Source organism: Frankia sp. CoBUL1 (assembly GCF_978021245.1).
Genome location: NZ_CDXDOS010000038.1, coordinates 1 through 17,532, shown reverse-complemented (window position 1 = coordinate 17,532; position 17,532 = coordinate 1). Strand labels below are relative to the sequence as shown.

Here is a 17,532-nt window from a genome sequence, read left to right as displayed (position 1 = left end):
CCGCGGCGGCACCCCGAGCAGCCGGGCGCCGGCGAGGAAGGTGTCGGGCGCGGGCTTTCCGGCGAGGTGGTCACGGGCGGCGACGAGGCCGTCCACCGCTCCGTCAACGAGGGCGTCAAGCCCAGTCGCCTTCAACACCTCGGCGCAGTTGGCGCTGGAGGAAACGACCACGCGGGGGATCCCCCGCGTGGCCAGTTCCCGCAGATACGTCACCGAGCCGGGATAGATGTCCACGCTGTCCCTCCGAATCCGTTCCAGCAGGAGGAAGTTCTTCCGGTTGGACAGCCCATGCACGGTGAGCGCGGACGGCGGGTCGTCCGGTGTTCCGTCGGGAAGCCTGATGTGACGGGCGTCGAGAAAGGCTCGCACACCGTCGGTCCTGGGCCGGCCGTCAACGTACTCGGCATAGTCATGCTCGAGGTCGAAGGGGACGAACGGCTCTCCCGACCGCTTGGCCCAGTTCTCCAGGAAATCGTCGAACATCTCTTTCCACGCGGCCGCGTGGATCGTCGCGGTGTTCGTCAGCACGCCATCCAGGTCGAACAGACATGCCTCGATGTGATCGGGTAGCCCGAGCATCCGTCCCGCCTGTCCCTTCCGCCCCAGCCTTCCCCGGGGGCACCCGTCCGACCGGGTATTCATCGACCGGCCACGTGCCTCCTACCCGGGTCACGCTCCGTCTCACTCTTCCACGCGGCCCCATCCTCCTCCGGGTGGACGGTGAAGATCGACCGCTCATGCTCTAACGTCCGGGACGTGCTGTTGTCCGACCGGGACATCCGGACCGAGATCGCCACGGGCCGGATCCGTCTCGACCCCCACGACCCTGGCCTCATCCAGCCGTCCAGCATCGATCTACGGCTGGACCGCTGGTTCCGGGTCTTCGCCAACCACCGGTACAGCCACATTGATCCCTCTCTTGAGCAGGAGGATCTCACCGAGCTCATCGCCCCGGAGGGCGACGAGCCGTTCGTCCTGCATCCGGGCGAGTTCGTCCTCGGCTCGACGCTGGAGATCGTCACCCTGCCCGACGATCTCGCCGGCCGGCTGGAAGGGAAGTCGAGTCTCGGCCGGCTCGGGCTGCTCACGCACTCGACGGCGGGCTTCATCGACCCCGGCTTCTCCGGGCACGTCACGCTGGAACTGTCGAACGTGGCGACGCTGCCGATCAAACTCTGGCCCGGCATGAAGATCGGCCAGCTCTGCCTGTTCCGGCTGTCCTCGCCGGCCGAGCACTCGTACGGCTCGACCATCTACGGTTCGCGCTACCAGGGTCAGCGCGGCCCGACCCCGTCGAGGGCCTACCGAGACTTCACCCGCGCACCGGTCCCGAACGGGGAGATCCCCCCAGGCTGACTTCCTTGTCTTTCAGCTTCCTTGCCTTTCCAGAAGATTTTATGTCCGATTTATCCCTCTGGAAAGGCAAGAGCGCAATTTAGCCGACAGGCTCGGCGGACTCCTCGGTCGGAGCCGCTGGCGCCGACGGCGCCAGCGAACGGGCCAGGAGCTGGGAGACGTCGAGTACCTCGACACCGTCCTTCGCCTCGCCGCTCAGCTTCTTCTCGGTGACGGCATCGGTGAGCATCACGATGCAGAACGGGCAGGCGGTGGACACGACGTCCGGGTCGAGGCCGAGGGCCTCCTCCGTCCGGTCCACATTGACCCGCTTACCGATCTTCTCCTCCATCCACATCCGCGCGCCGCCGGCACCGCAGCAGAAGCCACGGTCCTTGCAGCGGTGCATCTCCTGGCCCCGGATGCCCGGAATCGCCGCCAGGATCTCCCGCGGCGGGGTGTAGACCTTGTTGTGCCGCCCGAGGAAGCAGGGGTCGTGGTAGGTGACCGACGACTCCACCCGGGTCACCGGCACCAGCTTGCGCTCCCCGACCAGTTTGCCGAGCAGCTGGGTGTGGTGGACGACCTCGTACTGACCGCCGAGGGCCGAGTATTCCCGGGCGAGGCTGTTGAAGCAGTGCGGGCAGGTGGCAACGATCTTCTTGACGCCCGTGGCGTTCAGCAGCTCGATGTTCGCCTTGGCCATCTCCTGGTACAGGTACTCGTTGCCGAGCCGGCGCGCCGGGTCCCCGGTGCAGGACTCGTTCGTACCGAGGATCGCGAACTCGACCCCGGCAGTGTGCAGGAGCTCCGCGAAGGCCCGCGCGACCTTTTTGGCGCGGTCCTCGATCGCCCCGGCGCAGCCGACCCAGTACAGGTACTCGACGTCGTCGGGGATCTGCTCACCGTCGCCGAGGACACGCACCTCGAAGGGCAGGCCCTCGGTCCACTCGGTGCGGGTCCGCGGCGAGACGCCCCACGGGTTGCCGTTGTTCTCAAGGTTGCGCAGCATGACGCCGGCCTCGGACGGGAACGCCGACTCGATCATCACCTGGTAGCGACGCATGTCGACGATGTGGTCGACATGCTCGATGTCCACCGGACACTGTTCGACGCACGCGCCGCAGTTGGTGCACGACCACAGGACGTCGGGATCGATGACCCCGCCCTCCTCCTCGGTGCCGACCAGCGGCCGGTCGACCTGCGGCTGACCGGGCTGCGGCACCCGGCCGAAGCCGGACTCGGGCACGTGGTGCACGGTGTGGGAGTCGGAGGCGTCCTCGGCGATCCCGGTGACCGCCTTCGGCGCCTCCTCACCCTCCGCCGCGCCTTCGGTGGACAGCAGGTAGGGCGCCTTGGCGAAGAGGTGGTCACGCAGATCCATGATCAACAACTTCGGCGACAGCGGCTTGCCCGTGTTCCACGCCGGGCACTGGCTCTGGCACCGCCCGCACTCGGTGCAGGTGGCGAAGTCGAGCATGGCCTTCCAGGAGAAGTCCTCGACCTTGCCGACGCCGACGACCGGCTCGTCCTCCTCCATCAGCTTCTCGATGTCGGGGGTGGTGGCCAGCGGGCCGAGGGCCACCGGCTGGCGCTTGAGCACGACGTTGATCGGGGCCAGGCCGATGTGCAGGTGCTTCGAGTAGACCACCAGCACCGAGAAGCCCATGATCACCGCGATATTGAGCAGCAGGAAGGCCGTCTCGATGCCCTCGTTCACATCGTGGGAGAGACCGGAGAAGATGCGGCTCACAGCGTAGGACGCGAAGGCCCACTTCGTCTGGCCCTGCGGGAGGTTGCCGGTGTTGTACTGGGCACCACGGTAGAGCAGCAGCGTCACGATAACGGCGGTGATCAGGCCGAGGATGACCCAGGCCGGCCCGGTGTGCGAGCCGTAGAATCGCGACTTGCGCTCCAGCCGCGCCGGGGCGTTCTTCAACCGGATGATCGTGAAGGCGACCAGGCCGGCGAGGACCGCCACGGCGAAGAAGTCCTCGAGGAAGCCGATGGCCGCCCAGTGCCCGAATCCCGGGATGTGGAAGTCGTCGTCGAACAGGCCGCCGTAGGCCTCGATGACGGTCAGCAGCAGGATCGTGAAGCCCCAGAAGGTGAAGAAGTGGGCCGCCCCGGGCACCGACCACTTCAGCAGCTTGCGCTGCCCCCCGACCTCGCTGATCTCCGTCCAGACGCGGGTCGGCAGGTCGTCGAGCCGGCCCTCGGCCGGCTGGCCGGACCCGATCAGCCGGAACAGCCAGAAAACCCGACGCCCGGCAACCGCGAGAGCAATCAGCGTGATCGCTCCACCGATCGCAATTCTCACAGCATCCTCCATCTGGCACCCACTATCGCGGGCGAGCCTGCTCGTACCGACCAGCAACGTATGGGACGAGTGGCTCACGCCACCCGGACAAGTGGCCCGCGCCACCGTATGGGCGGGTCCGGTCCCAACCTCCCGGCCAACCCGTCTGTCTGGGTCCCCACCCCGGACGTAGGGGCACTATGAGGCCGACAGCGAACCCGCTCACCGTCGACCCTGCCACGACGTGGTCCGAGCGGCCCGATATAGGGGGTCCGAAGGCCCGATCGTCCGCGCGAGGTGCACGGGACTGCTACGTTCAGCGGCAGACGCCCAACCGACACGCAACGCCTTGCACCGTCACGACTACCACGGCGCCCCGGATCCCGCCATCCCGGAACGTCGCTCCCCCGCCGGGAGCCTTCCGGGCCGACGAGGTCAACCCTTGTGCCGGCAGGTGCTTCGACGCACCATAAGGACAGCCTTCGCCCACGGTGACCGGGCGATCGTGTGTCCCGCGGTGCTCGCCACCTTCACGTTGTGCCTGGGCCCGGTGCCAGCGCTGCCGCGACGACGCCCGGCGTGCTCCGGCGGACGGGCCCTACCGACGTTGACGACCCGCGAACGACAACTCCGCGAACGACGACCCTGCGAACATGGTGGGCACGATGGCGACGATCACCCGGCCGACGATGACCCGAGTCGGCCGCCCTGGACACTCCCTGCAGACGGAGTACCTCCGGGCCAGGGAAAACCAGGCACTCGTGCGGCGGGACAAGCTGAGCCGTGAGGTACCCCGCACCGCGGTGCGCTCGGCCCTGGTAGGACTCGCCCTCGCCCTCGTCATCGGCTTCGGCCTGGGGCTGCCCACGGTCGCGGTCGTCGTGTTCCTGCTGGTCTTCATCGCCTGGCCGGCCGGGATCGTGATCGCCTCGTTCGGGACCGCCCCCGACGTCGAGTCGCTGCGCGAGGGGGCCGAGGCAGAGCGCAGGACCGCGCGCGCCATCGCCCGGCTGCGCCGCCAAGGGTACGTCATCCTGCACGACCGGGCCGTCCCTTACTCCGAGGCGACCATCGGTCACCTCCTGGTCGGGCCCGGCGGGGTGATGGTGCTCAGCAGCGACAACAACAAGGGCACCGTGCGGTACAAGAAGGGTGGGGCGACCTGTGACGGAGAGTCACTCAAACCCCCGATCGACCGCACCGCCTGGTTGGGTGACGAGGTCCGCAACCAGATCCGCGCGGCGCTGCCGATGCTTAAGATCCCGATAAGTCCGATCCTGGTGATGGTCGAGGCCAACGTCCTGTGGAGCGACGGCGCCCTCGACGGAGTGACGATCATCAGCATCAAGGACGTCGTCAACTACATCCGGCGCAGGCCCGGCCGGCTCAACCCCGGTGAGGTCCAGCAGATCGTCGCCGCCACGGAGCGGCTGTTTCCGGCCTACTCGGCCAACCGCCTCGCCGAACAGATCACCGTCGGTCGGGACCAGTGGCTGACCCTGATGGATGCGCTGCGCACGATCCGTGAGCGCGACGGGGACGCTTCCGAGATGCTCGACCGGCTCGCCCAGATCGAGTCCGACCTGGGCCGGCAGGCCGACCTCATCAACCGGACCGGAATGCCACTCGCGGTTCCCGGCCGAGCGGGCGCCGGCGAGGCCACGAGCGGCGAGCCGGACGGTCCGTCGGCTGCCGGCATGGGGCCGGTTCCCCGGCTCGGATCACGCGCGGGCGGACGGCCGCGCCCGGGGGCCCGCCGCGGGCGCATCCTGGCCGCCGTCCGACCGCCCCGGGAGACGACGGACCCCGACGCCGGCCAGGCCCCCGGCGACGGTGCCGCGGGTGGCTCGGCCCCGCAGCCACCCGCCGGAAGCTGACGCTCTCCCGTTCCACCTCCCATTCCACGCCCTGCCGGCTCCTCCCGCAGGCTCCCCTTCCGGTCCCGCCCGGCGACGCTGGCGGGAATTTCCCGGCCGTACATAAAGTTGAGCGTGCCAGGCTCACTTCTGTCGGGTTATGATGGGAGCCGTCATCATGAGTCAGAGCGACTCAATACACCGACCTGGCTTAACGTTGGCGGAACCGAGACTTCCCGGAGTGATCCTCAAGCCTCGGTTCACCGACAGGTTCCATCCCCACGAGGTCGGTGCGCCCGTCTGATCGGCGCCACCGACATGATCGAAAGGCACACAGACATGGCACGAGCGGTCGGTATCGACCTCGGCACTACGAACTCCGTCGTGAGCGTGCTCGAGGGCGGCGAACCCACGGTGATCGCCAACGCCGAGGGCTCCCGGACGACCCCGTCGGTCGTGGCTTTCGCGAAGAACGGCGAGGTCCTGGTCGGCGAGGTCGCCAAGCGTCAGGCGGTGACGAACGTCGAGCGCACCATCCGGTCGGTCAAACGCCACATGGGCACCGACTGGAAGATGAAGGTCGACGCGAAGGATCTCACGCCCCAGGAGATCAGCGCGTTCATCCTGCAGAAGCTGAAGCGGGACGCCGAGTCCTACCTCGGTGAGACGGTTACGGACGCGGTCATCACCGTCCCGGCGTACTTCGACGACGCCCAGCGTCAGGCCACCACCGAGGCGGGCACGATCGCCGGGCTCAACGTCCTGCGGATTGTCAACGAGCCGACCGCTGCGGCCCTCGCCTACGGGTTGGACAAGGGCGAGAAGGAGCAGACCATCCTGGTCTTCGACCTCGGTGGCGGCACCTTCGACGTCTCCCTGCTGGAGATCGGCGACGGTGTCGTCGAGGTGAAGTCCACCTCCGGTGACACCCACCTCGGTGGTGACGACTGGGATCAGCGCATCACCGACCACCTGATCAAGACCTTCAACGGCCAGCACGGGGTCGACCTCGGCAAGGACAAGATGGCCCTGCAGCGGCTGCGGGAGGCCGCCGAGAAGGCGAAGATCGAGCTTTCGCAGTCCACCCAGACCGCGATCAACCTGCCCTACATCACCGCGTCGGCCGAGGGTCCCCTGCACCTCGACGTCTCGCTGTCGCGCGCCGAGTTCCAGCGGATGACCTCCGACCTCATCGACCGCTGCAGGCACCCCTTCCAGCAGGCGGTGAAGGACGCGGGGATCAAGGTCAGCGACATTGACCACGTCGTCCTCGTCGGTGGTTCCACCCGGATGCCCGCCGTCGTCGAGCTGGTCCGCGAGCTGACCGGGGGCAAGGAACCGAACAAGGGCGTCAACCCGGACGAGGTCGTCGCCGTCGGCGCCTCGCTGCAGGCCGGCGTGCTCAAGGGCGAAGTCAAGGACGTCCTGCTCCTCGACGTCACCCCGCTCTCACTCGGCATCGAGACGAAGGGGGGGATCATGACCAAGCTCATCGAGCGCAACACCACGATCCCCACCAAGCGCTCGGAGATCTTCACCACCGCCGAGGACAGCCAGCCCTCCGTGCAGATCCAGGTCTTCCAGGGCGAGCGCGAGATGGCCGCCTACAACAAGAAGCTCGGCATGTTCGAGCTGACCGGCCTGCCGCCCGCCCCGCGGGGTATGCCCCAGATCGAGGTCACCTTCGACATCGATGCGAACGGCATCGTGCACGTGTCCGCGAAGGACCTGGGCACCGGCAAGGAGCAGTCGATGACCATCACCGGCGGCTCGGCGCTGCCGAAGGACGACATCGACCGCATGGTCCGCGACGCCGAGCAGTACGCCGAGGAGGACCGCAGGCGCCGGGAGGAGGCCGAGACCCGCAACAAGGCCGAGACGCTCGTCTACTCGACCGAGCGGTTCCTCGCCGAGAACGGCGAAAAGATCGACGCCGCGGTGAAGAGCGACGTGAAGGAGAAGCTCGGCACGCTGCGGGGCGCCGTCGCCGGCACCGACACGGCGGCGATCCGCGAGGCGGCCGACGCGCTGGCCGCGGCGAGCCAGGCGATGGGCCAGGCCATGTACGCGCAGGCCGCCCAGGAGGGCGCGGGTGCCTCTGGCGGCGCCGGAGCAGCCGACGATGACGTGGTCGACGCGGAGATCGTGGATGAGGAGGACAAGAAGTGACCTCAGGCCAGGCCGCGGACTGGTGGGGTTCGTCTCGGCCCGACGGCCGGGACGAGGCCGAAGAGCCCCCGGTGGTGGTGCGGGACCGGCGCCGGATCGATCCGGAGAGCGGCGAGGTCCGGCCGGAGGCGGCCGCGCCTCCCGGCCCGACGGCCACGGAGGTTCCACCCGCCGGAGTCCCGGTGGGTGAGGGTGACGGTGAGCTCGTGGCGTCGCTGCGCCAGCAGGTCACCGAGCGGACCGCGGACCTGCAGCGCCTGAAGGCCGAGTTCGACAACTACCGTCGGCGGGTCGAGCGAGACCGTCAGCAGATCGGCGAGCAGGCGACGGCGAAGCTGCTGGCGAGTCTGCTGTCGACCCTCGACGACATCGGCCGGGCTCGTGACCACGGCGATCTGGAAGGCCCGTTCAAGGCGATCGCGGAGGCCCTGGAGGCGGCCCTGGAGGCGACCGGGCTGGAGCGCTACGGGGCGAAGGGCGACGAGTTCGACCCGTCGGTCCACGAGGCCCTGATGCACGCCTACCGGTCGGACGTGAGCGGGCCGACCTGCGTGGACGTCTTCCGGGCGGGTTACCTGCACGCGGGCAAGGTGTTGCGGCCCGCGCAGGTGTCGGTCGCGGAACCGTCGGGCGAGGTGGACGAGATCGTCGATCAGCCGGTCGGGGCGGAGGGCGTCGCCGGGCCCGGCGAGGTGCCGGGGAGCGGCCCGGGCCAGGCAGGCGGACCGCCGGATCGGCCGACATCGGTCCCCGATGACACGGGCAGTGTGCCCGGCCCGGACAACGGCGGGCCCACTGTCAGCGCCGGCTGAAAAGGGGAGCCAGGTCCGTCCGGCCGTCCGCGAGCCGGGGTCTGACGGACCCGGCGGGCCACCGCCTCGCGCGGACGACATCATGAGGGAAGGAGGGGCGCCGTGAGTGTTCGCGACATGGTCGAGAAGGACTATTACGCCGCTCTCGGCGTTCCAAAGGACGCCTCGGCGACCGACATCAAGAAGGCGTACCGCGGGCTGGCCCGTGAGCTGCACCCCGACAAGAACCCGGGGGACGCCAAGGCCGAGGCGCGCTTCAAGGAGGTCTCCGAGGCCTACGACGTTCTCTCGGACGAGAGCCGTCGACGGGAGTACGACGAGGCCCGCGCGCTGTTCGCGGCCGGCGGTCGTCCCGGCGGCGGCTTCGGCGGGCCTGGCCGAGCCGGGGGTTACGGCGGGTTCGGCGCGCCCGGCACGGGCTACGGCAGCGGGCCGAACCTCAACCTCGACGACCTTCTCGGTGGGGCGAACGGCGGCCTCGGCGGCGTCTTCGACAACCTGTTCCAGCGGTCGTCACCCGGACGCGGTCCGCGTCGGGGTGCCGACATCGAGGCCGAGGTCACGATCCCCTTCGAGAAGTCGCTGACCGGTCTGGAGGCGTCGGTCCGGCTTCCCGGGGCCGCGACCTGTACCACCTGTACCGGCAGCGGGGCGCGTCCCGGCACGACGCCGCGCACCTGCCCGACCTGCCGTGGGCTAGGTGTGGTCTCCCGCTCCCAGGGTGGCTTCGCGCTCTCCGAGCCCTGCCGCGACTGCCTGGGCAAGGGCACCCTGATCGACCATCCCTGCCCGGACTGCCGGGGCACCGGCCGGCGTGAGCGTGAGCAGCGCATCCGCATCCCACCCGGGGTGAGCGACGGACAGCGGCTGCGGGTCCGGGGGCGTGGTATACCCGGCGAACGGGGCGGACCGGCCGGCGACCTCGAGGTGACGGTGCACGTGCTGCGCCATCCGGTGTTCGAGCGGGAGGGGAACAACCTGGCGATTACTCTCCCCGTGACGATCACCGAGGCCGCGCTCGGCGCGTCGATACGGGTGCCGACCCTGGACGGTACTCCGCTCACGATGAAGGTGCCGGCGGGGACCTCCAGCGGTCGACGCCTGCGGGCCCGCGGGCGGGGTGTCCCCACAGCCGGAGGCGGGAACGGGGACCTCATCGTCACCCTCGAGGTGACGGTACCGAAGCCGAGTGATCTCTCGCCACGGGCACGTACGGCGTTGCTGGAGTTCGCCCAGGCCCATCCCGAGGACCCACGGGCGCCGTTGATGGAACGGATGGAGGCAGGCGGATGACCGGGCGGCCGAACCGCACATCCGACCCGCCGCCCGCCCGGCGCGGGCGAGCGACGGGAGCAGGGCGAACAATGGGGGCAGGGCGAACAGGGGAACGGCAGCTCCAGCGGGGGCCGGCGACGTCCCCCACCGAGGTTCGACCGGACACCGAGGTTCGACCGGAGGGCTACTACCCCGCCGGCCCGCTGCCGGGTCCGGCCCACGACGAGGACGCACCGGTCTACGTCATCTCGATCGCCGCGCAGCTCGCCGGGATGCATCCCCAGACCCTGCGGTCCTACGACCGGCTCGGGCTGGTCACGCCTGGGCGCACGGCCGGGCGGGGGCGTCGTTACTCCGCCCGGGATGTGGCGTTGCTGCGCGAGGTGCAGCGACTGTCCCAGGAGGAAGGCGTCAACCTGGAGGGGGTCAAGCAGATCCTCCGGTTGAGCGCCCAGGTGATGGCACTGCAGGCGCAGGTGCGTCAGCTCACCGAGGAGCTCGCCCGGTCCCGCGCCGACGCGGACCGCGCGGTGGCCGAGGCGCATGCCAGTCACCGGCGCGACCTCGTCCCGGTGGATCGCGGCGCGCTCGTGATCTGGCGGCCGCTGCCCCGCCGCTGACCGGCCGGGGCGGAGCCGGCGAACGGATGCGGGAGGTTTGTCGCGGCGCGCCCACAGGGTTGAGTGGGAACGACTCAGGTATGCTGAGCGTTGAAAAAGCGACGGTGCACGCCATCCGACCATCTGGGATCCGCCATGAACGCTGAACGCCTCACCGCCCGGTCGCAGGAGGCACTCTCCGCAGCGATCAGTCGAGCCACCGCCGACGGGTCACCCCTTGTCGACCCCCTCCACCTGCTCAACGCCCTGCTCGAAGCATCCGACGGGGTCGGCGCGGCGCTGCTGGCGTCCGCGGGCACCTCGGTCGACACGGTGCGCTCCCGAGCCGAGGCCGCGGTGACGCGGCTGCCCCGCGCGACGGGCCTGAGCGTGTCCCCGCCGCAGCTTTCCCGCCAGCTCATCGCGGTGCTGAACAACGCCGAGCGGCAGGCCGGTCAGCTGGGTGACGAATACACTTCGGTCGAGCATCTGGTCGTGGCGCTCGCCGAGGAGGGGGGCGAGGCCGGGCGGATCCTCACCTCCGCCGGCGCCACGCCCGACGCGCTGCGCGGCGCCTTCGAGAAGGTGCGCGGCGGCGCCCGGCGGGTGACCAGCCGGGACCCGGAGGGCTCCTACCGCGCGTTGGAGAAGTACTCCATCGACCTCACCGAGCGTGCGCAGCAGGGCAAGCTGGACCCGGTGATCGGCCGCGACGCCGAGATTCGCCGCGTCATCCAGGTGCTGTCGCGGCGGACGAAGAACAACCCGGTCCTCATCGGCGAGCCCGGGGTCGGCAAGACGGCCATCGTCGAAGGGCTCGCGCTGCGGGTCGTCGCGGGTGACGTGCCCGAGTCGCTGCGCGGCCGGCGCATCGTCTCGCTCGACCTCGGTTCGATGGTTGCCGGCTCCAAGCTGCGCGGCGAGTTCGAGGAGCGGCTGACCTCCGTCCTCAACGAGATCCGCGAGGCCGAGGGTCAGATCATCACCTTCATCGACGAGCTGCACACCGTCGTCGGCGCCGGTGCGGCGGAAGGAGCGATAGACGCCGGCAACATGCTCAAGCCGATGCTCGCCCGCGGCGAGCTGCGCATGATCGGCGTCACCACCCTGGAGGAGTACCGCACCCGGATCGAGAAGGACCCGGCGCTGGAGCGTCGCTTCCAGCCGGTCCTCGTCGGCGAACCGACGGTCGAGGACACCATCGGCATCCTGCGCGGGCTCAAGGAACGCTACGAGGTGCACCACGGCGTGCGCATCACCGACACCGCGCTGGTCGCCGCGGCCACCCTGTCCGACCGCTACGTCACCGCGCGCTTCCTGCCGGACAAGGCGATCGACCTGGTCGACGAGGCCGCGTCCCGGCTTCGCATGGAGATCGACAGCCGGCCGGTGGCAATCGACGAACTCGAACGCGCCGTGCGCCGCCTGGAAATCGAGGACATGGCGCTGTCCAAGGAGAACGACGAGGCCTCCCGCGAGCGGCGGGGGCGCCTGCAGCGCGAGCTCGCCGACCGGCGTGAGGAGCTGTCGAGCCTGACGGCCCGCTGGCACCGGGAGAAGGATTCGATCTCCGAGGTTCAGAAGATCAAGGAGGAGTTGGAGAATGCGCGGCGCGCCGTGGAGCTCGCCGAGCGCGACCTCGACCTCGCCAAGGCCGGGGAGCTGCGGTACGGCACCATCCCGACGTTGGAGAAGCGGCTGTCGGCGGCAACCGACGCGCTGGCCGGCGCGGACTCCCCCGGTGGGGCGATGCTCAACGAGGAGGTCGGCCCGGACGACGTCGCCGAGGTCGTCGCCGCCTGGACCGGGATCCCGGCCGGTCGCCTCCTCGAAGGCGAGACGGCGAAGCTGCTGCGTATGGAGTCCGCGCTGCACGCGCGGGTCATCGGCCAGGACGACGCGGTGCGGGCCGTCTCCGACGCGGTCCGCCGGGCCAGGGCCGGGATCGCCGACCCGGACCGGCCGACCGGCTCCTTTCTCTTCCTCGGGCCCACCGGAGTCGGGAAGACCGAGCTCGCGAAGGCGCTCGCCGATTTCCTCTTCGACGACGAGCGGGCGATCGTGCGCATCGACATGAGCGAGTACGCCGAGAAGCACTCGGTGGCCCGTCTGATCGGCGCCCCACCCGGGTACGTCGGGTTCGAGTCCGGCGGTCAGCTCACCGAGGCGATCCGCCGCCGGCCATACAGTGTCATCCTGTTGGACGAGGTCGAGAAGGCCCATCCGGACGTCTTTGACGTCCTGCTGCAGGTTCTCGACGACGGGCGGCTCACCGACGGCCAGGGCCGCACGGTGGACTTCCGCAACACGATCCTCATCCTGACCTCGAACCTCGGGTCGCAGTTCATCGCGGACCCCACGCTCAGCCCGCAGGTGCGCCGCGAGTCGGTGATGGTCGCCGTGCGCGACGCCTTCAAGCCGGAGTTCCTCAACCGCCTCGACGACGTCCTCGTCTTCGACCAGCTGGGCCGGGACGAGCTGACCCGCATCGTCGATCTCCAGCTCGATCGGCTGCGGGCCCGGCTGCTCGACCGGAGGATCACCCTCAACGTCACCGACGCCGCCAAGGGATGGCTCTCCGACGTCGGCTACGACCCGGTGTTCGGGGCCCGTCCGCTGCGGCGTCTGGTCCAGACGGCGATCGGCGACCAGCTCGCCAAGGAACTGCTCGGCGGGCAGATCCGGGACGGCGACGAGGTGCTCGTCAACACCGCGCCGGACCGCTCGGGTCTGACGGTCAAGGCCGCCACCGTCAAGTCCCTCTGACGGGCCTCCCGGCGAATCGCCGCAGACCGGACGAGGACCATCGTGGGGACGGCACGCCGCCGGTTCCTCGACCGATTCGGGCCGGACGTAGCGGATGTGCGACTTATCGTTGCGGAATGCACGACGCTCTTCTGCCGGATCCCGCGCAGTGGCGGGTCCTGCCACCGGGCCTACGGCGGCTTCGACGGGCGCTCCTGATCATAGGAGCCGTCCCGGTGGTGGCGCTCACCCTGCTGATAACGGCGGCGTTCGGCGGCTGGCCCTGGATACTGATCACGGTGGCGCCGATCCTCGTGACGGGCTGGCTCTGGCGCTCGATCGGTCTCCGCTGGCAGGCCTGGCGCTATGCCGAGCGGGAGGACGATCTCCTGATCAGCCGCGGGGTGCTGACGCGTCGCCTGATCGTGGTGCCGTATGGCCGGATGCAGCTCGTCGACGTCACCGCCGGACCACTGGCGCGCCGCTTCGGCATCGCCAAGGTGCAGCTGCACACCGCGGCCGCGGACAGCGATGCCACCATCCCCGGCTTGGCCCCGGACGAGGCCGCGCGGCTACGTGACGCGCTCACCGAACGCGGTGAAGCCCGGTCGGCCGGGCTGTGACGATCGAGCGGGGGTCCACCACCGGCGAAGCGCCGGCTCGGGCGACACGCCCTGGCCAGGACGGGTTTCACCGGCTGCATCCGCTCACCCCGTTCCTGCGCGGCTGGGTAATCGTCGCGGCGTTCGTGGCGACGGTCGGCAGAAACCTCGCCGACGACGTCACGCCCCGCATCATCGGTCTCACCCTGATCTTCCTGATTCCCGCCGCCGGCACCTACGGATACTGCGCCTGGCGATTCACCCGCTACCGGGTCGAACGCGACAATCTTCGGCTCGATACCGGGCTCTTGGTCCGACGGACCCGCCATGTCCGGCTGGATCGGTTACAGTCGGTGGACATCGCTCAGCCACTTCTCGCCCGGGTCACGGGGCTCGCCATCCTCCGGATCGATCTCGCCGGTAGGGAACGCTCCGAACTGGACACCGACTCCGGGTCCGACCTGCGGTACCTGTCGGTGGGTCACGCCCAGCGGCTGCGGGCCGAACTGCTGGCCACCGCCGCGGGACTCACGCCGGACGTGGGCGAGGCACCGCAGCGCCCACTCGCCGAGGTGCCACCACGGCGGTTGGTGGCCGCGATCGCGCTGTCCCCCGCGCCGTGGGTGGCGTTGTTCGGCGCGGCCGCGATCGCCACGCCCGCCCTGCTGACCGGTACCCTCACCGGCGCCCTCGGCGCCGTTCCGATGCTCGGCAGCCTCTGGCACACGACGTTTCGCCGGTTCGCGGCCGGCTACCCCTACACCGTCTCCGAGTCACCCGACGGGCTGCGCATCAACAGCGGCCTGCTCAACCGCACCCACGCCACGGTCCCGCCGGGACGGGTCCAGGCGATCAGCATCGGCGAACCGGCGCTGTGGCGCTGGTCGGGCTGGGTGACGGTCCGGATGAACGTGGCCGGCGGCGGGCCCTCCGTGCTGCTACCGGTGGCTCGCCGGGCGGATGCGCTGGCCCTGATCGGCCGGCTACTGCCCGGAGTGGACGTCGCGGCGGTGGCGATGATCCGGCCGCCACGCCGGGCCGCCTGGCTCGCCCCGCTCCACTGGCGGCGGCTGTCCTGCGGAGCGGACGACACGGTCTTCGTCGTACGCCGGGGAATCGTCCGGCGGCACACCGATCTCATCCCCCACGGTAAGGTGCAGAGCATCCGAATCGTGCAGAATCCGCTGGCCAGACTGCTACGGCTGGCCGACATGCACCTCGATACCACCGGCGGCCCGGTGACGGTGCGCGCCGGCCTGCGCGACGCCGACGAGGCGGTCTCGCTCGCCGCCGCACAGGCCGAACGATCCCGGATCGGTCGGCGCCACGCCGTACCGGACCGCTGGATGAGCCGGGGCGCCGGGTAAACGAAGCCCCCGCCCTCAGCCGAACGTGGGGAACTCCGGCCCGAAGAGGGAACCCCACAGATTCACGGCCTCCTCGTGATCGCCGGCCTGTTCCGCGTCCACCGCCTTCGCCGAGTAGATCCGGGCGAGCCGGACACTCTCGGCCAACGCCTCGATGTCCTCGGCGCGTAGGTACGACGACAGGTCCCCGCCGACGTCGGCCGGGTCGGCCACGGTGAGGCCGACATCGTCCAGGTGCCGGAAGACCTCGGCGAGCCCCTGCCGGGTGTTGAGCCCGCGACCGGCGAGGACCTGCCCGGCGAGCGCCTCGATGTAGAAGGAGCGCAGGTGGCTGCCGCGCACCCGGTTCCACGCCTTGAGCAGGCGGACCGCCGAGATCACCCGGGGGCCGAGGTCCGCCGTCCAGCTCGTGTGCCGCTCCGGCCGGGTCGGCAGCCAGCCACCGACCCGATCGGGTATGACGTATCCGGCACGCGGATGATCGAAGGCCGGCACCAGATGGACGTCCGGAGAGGCGTCGTAGACGATGCGCAGCGCCTGGCCGCGGCTACCGATCGTCTGGATTCGATCTCCGCCGATGGCGTTGCGCACGCAGAGCAGCAGGTCGCGAGAGTCCCAGCGGAAACGCTTCCAGGCGCTGTTGGCCGCCGAGAAGACCGCGAAGATGTCCACCTCGTCGAGCGGACGGATCATGGTGTCCCGACCCGCCGAGCCGATCGTGGCGACCCCGACCAGCGGCAGCGCGCAACGAGGCGGGAAGATCGCGCGCAGCGCCCGCTCCGCCTCGTCGCGGCGAGCCGCGACGACGGCACGGTCCTCGGCACCGAGACGGATCAGGTCGTCGAGTTTCGCGAAGGCACGCGCCGTGGTGCCGACCAGCAGCGGGCCCGTCAACGGACCCGTCAACGGACCCGTTGTCGGGTTGATCGGCGACGTCGAGCCGACCGCGGCAGGCTCGGCGCGGGGGCCTCCCTCGGAGGGGAACAGAGCGTTGAGCGTCCCCGGCGCCGACTCCTTCGGCCGACGCCAGTCCGGCGGAATGATCAAATGATCGTACGTGACCTCGCTCGGCCGGACTCCGGCCGGTGTTCCCCGAGGGGTATCCACACTCATGGTGCTGACCTCCCAGGCGCAGGTGGCGCCGGACCGTTCGGGCTCCCCTCCCCGGGCACGCGACGGCCCTCCCACGGACCTCCACGGACGCCCCGCCCAGCTTCGGCCCGTCGGCCATTGGTCGCGACATCGCCTTACATGGTGCCCCAGGGCATCACAGTCTGAACAGGGGGCTGTCTGCGCGGCGTGTTCACCACTCTCCTCGTGACGACGAAAAAATGAGCCGGGAGCTGTCACCCAGCCGACAACACAGCATGGTAACGGTAGCGTCACAATGACCTTCCACCACACCGCGAAAGGCGGCTGGACATGGGTTTTGCCCGTTCGGGCCGGATGATGGCCGAATCCGGACGGTACCGGAACGGTCGGCGGTGGCTCGCGACGTCAGGCCCAGGCGAAGCCCGACGCCCGATAACGTTGCGTGACAAACCTCAATGGTCAACTTGGCGGCGGACGCAGCCAGATCCGCCACCAATCGGCGACCAACACACTCGTTGGCACGAACGAGGTCGCCTGCGCGAGACGCTTCCCCACGCTGTCCCCGCGCCGGATCCGCGTCTCCACCAGAGCGCCGCGGTATTCGAACCATCCCGCGACCGCGCGGATCGCCTCGGTGGCGTAGCCGCTGCGCCGGCAGCCGAGCACAATCGACACCCCGACCACCACCCGCCGGCCGTGGGTCTCCGCCGCGAGCAGGCCCACCGCCGCCGATCCTGGATGGCGACCCGGATGGCGACCCGGCTGGCGACGCAGCACCCAGGTCAGGACCATGTGGCCGGCGCTCGCCCGACGGCGTAGTTCGCGCCGCAGCGCCCCCACCGGATCGTCGGGATCGGGCGCCCCCGCGGCAGGATCGGTCCCGACGATTCCGCCGAAGGGGCCGGATCCGTCACCGGAGGCGCCACGCGTGCCTGATCGCGGGGGGATGACCGTGAACGCCAGCGAGGGCGCGAGCTCCTCGGCGACGTATCCCGCGTTCCAAATGGTGAGCGGGAGTGCGAGTAGTCGGGAGGTGGTGAGTGTAGGGCCCTCACCCACGACGGGACGGCTCCCGGACCCCGAGCAGACCCCGTTCCCGGAGCCAGGACTCGGTGCGGTTCATGCCCTCGGGCAGCCGCACGGCCGGCGACCATCCCGTCCGGGCCCGGATCTTCTCGATGGAGAGGCCCGCGTCGCGGGTCAGGGCGCGCACGGTGAGCGGACCGAGGTCCACCCGGGTGCGGGGATCGACTCCGGCCACCAGACGGGCACCGACACCGCGGATCAGGCCCGGTCCCCGCCGCGACGTCGCCGAGTTCACCGGAACGGCCGGGGCCGCCGAGCCCGCCGGCCGCACCGAGGTCGTCGAGACCGCCGGGGC

At 70.1% G+C, this 17,532-nt stretch carries 13 protein-coding genes and 1 pseudogene; 9 read left to right on the top strand and 5 right to left on the bottom strand.

Annotated features, from left to right (window positions below):
• Positions 1 to 579: HAD family hydrolase (locus AC08OX_RS05600; RefSeq protein ID WP_476606831.1), on the bottom strand; the 579-nt coding region annotated here is incomplete at its 3' end.
• 177 nt (positions 580 to 756) lie between these two features.
• Between AC08OX_RS05600 and dcd the strand changes: the two genes are divergently transcribed.
• Complete coding sequence (dcd, locus tag AC08OX_RS05595) at positions 757 to 1,356, top strand: dCTP deaminase (protein ID WP_011438703.1); 600 nt, start codon at positions 757 to 759, stop codon at positions 1,354 to 1,356.
• Positions 1,357 to 1,435: 79 nt separating this feature from the next.
• Here the strand turns inward: dcd and AC08OX_RS05590 are convergent, their stop codons facing one another.
• Complete coding sequence (locus tag AC08OX_RS05590) at positions 1,436 to 3,655, bottom strand: (Fe-S)-binding protein (RefSeq protein WP_476606830.1); 2,220 nt, start codon at positions 3,653 to 3,655, stop codon at positions 1,436 to 1,438.
• 644 nt (positions 3,656 to 4,299) lie between these two features.
• On the opposite strand from AC08OX_RS05590, the gene AC08OX_RS05585 reads away from it, so the two are divergent.
• The 8 genes from AC08OX_RS05585 to AC08OX_RS05550 all read left to right on the top strand — a co-directional run bounded on the left by AC08OX_RS05585 (position 4,300) and on the right by AC08OX_RS05550 (position 15,059).
• Positions 4,300 to 5,511, top strand: coding sequence for a nuclease-related domain-containing protein (locus AC08OX_RS05585; RefSeq protein ID WP_476606829.1), 1,212 nt, complete (start codon positions 4,300 to 4,302; stop codon positions 5,509 to 5,511).
• Positions 5,512 to 5,829: 318 nt separating this feature from the next.
• A complete protein-coding gene (dnaK, locus tag AC08OX_RS05580; RefSeq protein ID WP_476606828.1) occupies positions 5,830 to 7,659 on the top strand; it encodes a molecular chaperone DnaK in 1,830 nt (609 codons plus the stop codon).
• Positions 7,656 to 8,471, top strand: a complete 816-nt coding sequence (gene grpE, locus AC08OX_RS05575) for a nucleotide exchange factor GrpE (protein WP_476606827.1) — start codon at positions 7,656 to 7,658, stop codon at positions 8,469 to 8,471. The genes dnaK and grpE overlap by 4 nt, the downstream gene beginning before the upstream one ends.
• A 102-nt stretch (positions 8,472 to 8,573) precedes the next feature.
• Entirely contained in the window at positions 8,574 to 9,764 is a 1,191-nt protein-coding gene (gene dnaJ, locus AC08OX_RS05570) for a molecular chaperone DnaJ (RefSeq protein WP_476606826.1), read from the top strand.
• A complete protein-coding gene (locus tag AC08OX_RS05565) occupies positions 9,761 to 10,366 on the top strand; it encodes a heat shock protein transcriptional repressor HspR (RefSeq protein WP_476606825.1) in 606 nt (201 codons plus the stop codon). Before dnaJ ends, AC08OX_RS05565 begins: the two co-directional genes overlap by 4 nt.
• 135 nt (positions 10,367 to 10,501) lie before the next feature.
• Complete coding sequence (gene clpB, locus AC08OX_RS05560) at positions 10,502 to 13,111, top strand: ATP-dependent chaperone ClpB (protein WP_476606824.1); 2,610 nt, start codon at positions 10,502 to 10,504, stop codon at positions 13,109 to 13,111.
• Positions 13,112 to 13,227: 116 nt separating this feature from the next.
• Positions 13,228 to 13,713: a PH domain-containing protein gene (locus AC08OX_RS05555; protein WP_476606823.1), complete on the top strand. Its 486-nt coding sequence runs from the start codon at positions 13,228 to 13,230 to the stop codon at positions 13,711 to 13,713.
• Entirely contained in the window at positions 13,710 to 15,059 is a 1,350-nt protein-coding gene (locus tag AC08OX_RS05550; protein ID WP_476606822.1) for a PH domain-containing protein, read from the top strand. The genes AC08OX_RS05555 and AC08OX_RS05550 overlap by 4 nt, the downstream gene beginning before the upstream one ends.
• Positions 15,060 to 15,074: 15 nt before the next feature.
• Here AC08OX_RS05550 and AC08OX_RS05545 read toward each other — a convergent pair whose 3' ends face one another.
• The 3 genes and pseudogenes from AC08OX_RS05545 to AC08OX_RS05535 all read right to left on the bottom strand — a co-directional run.
• Complete coding sequence (locus AC08OX_RS05545) at positions 15,075 to 16,172, bottom strand: SMODS domain-containing nucleotidyltransferase (RefSeq protein ID WP_476606821.1); 1,098 nt, start codon at positions 16,170 to 16,172, stop codon at positions 15,075 to 15,077.
• A gap of 438 nt (positions 16,173 to 16,610) precedes the next feature.
• Positions 16,611 to 17,210 (bottom strand): GNAT family N-acetyltransferase, encoded by a 600-nt coding sequence (locus tag AC08OX_RS05540; protein WP_476606820.1) that lies wholly within the window; start codon positions 17,208 to 17,210, stop codon positions 16,611 to 16,613.
• A pseudogene (locus AC08OX_RS05535) lies at positions 17,203 to 17,532 on the bottom strand (NAD-dependent epimerase/dehydratase family protein); the annotation flags it as partial. The pseudogene AC08OX_RS05535 and the gene AC08OX_RS05540, both read right to left, overlap by 8 nt.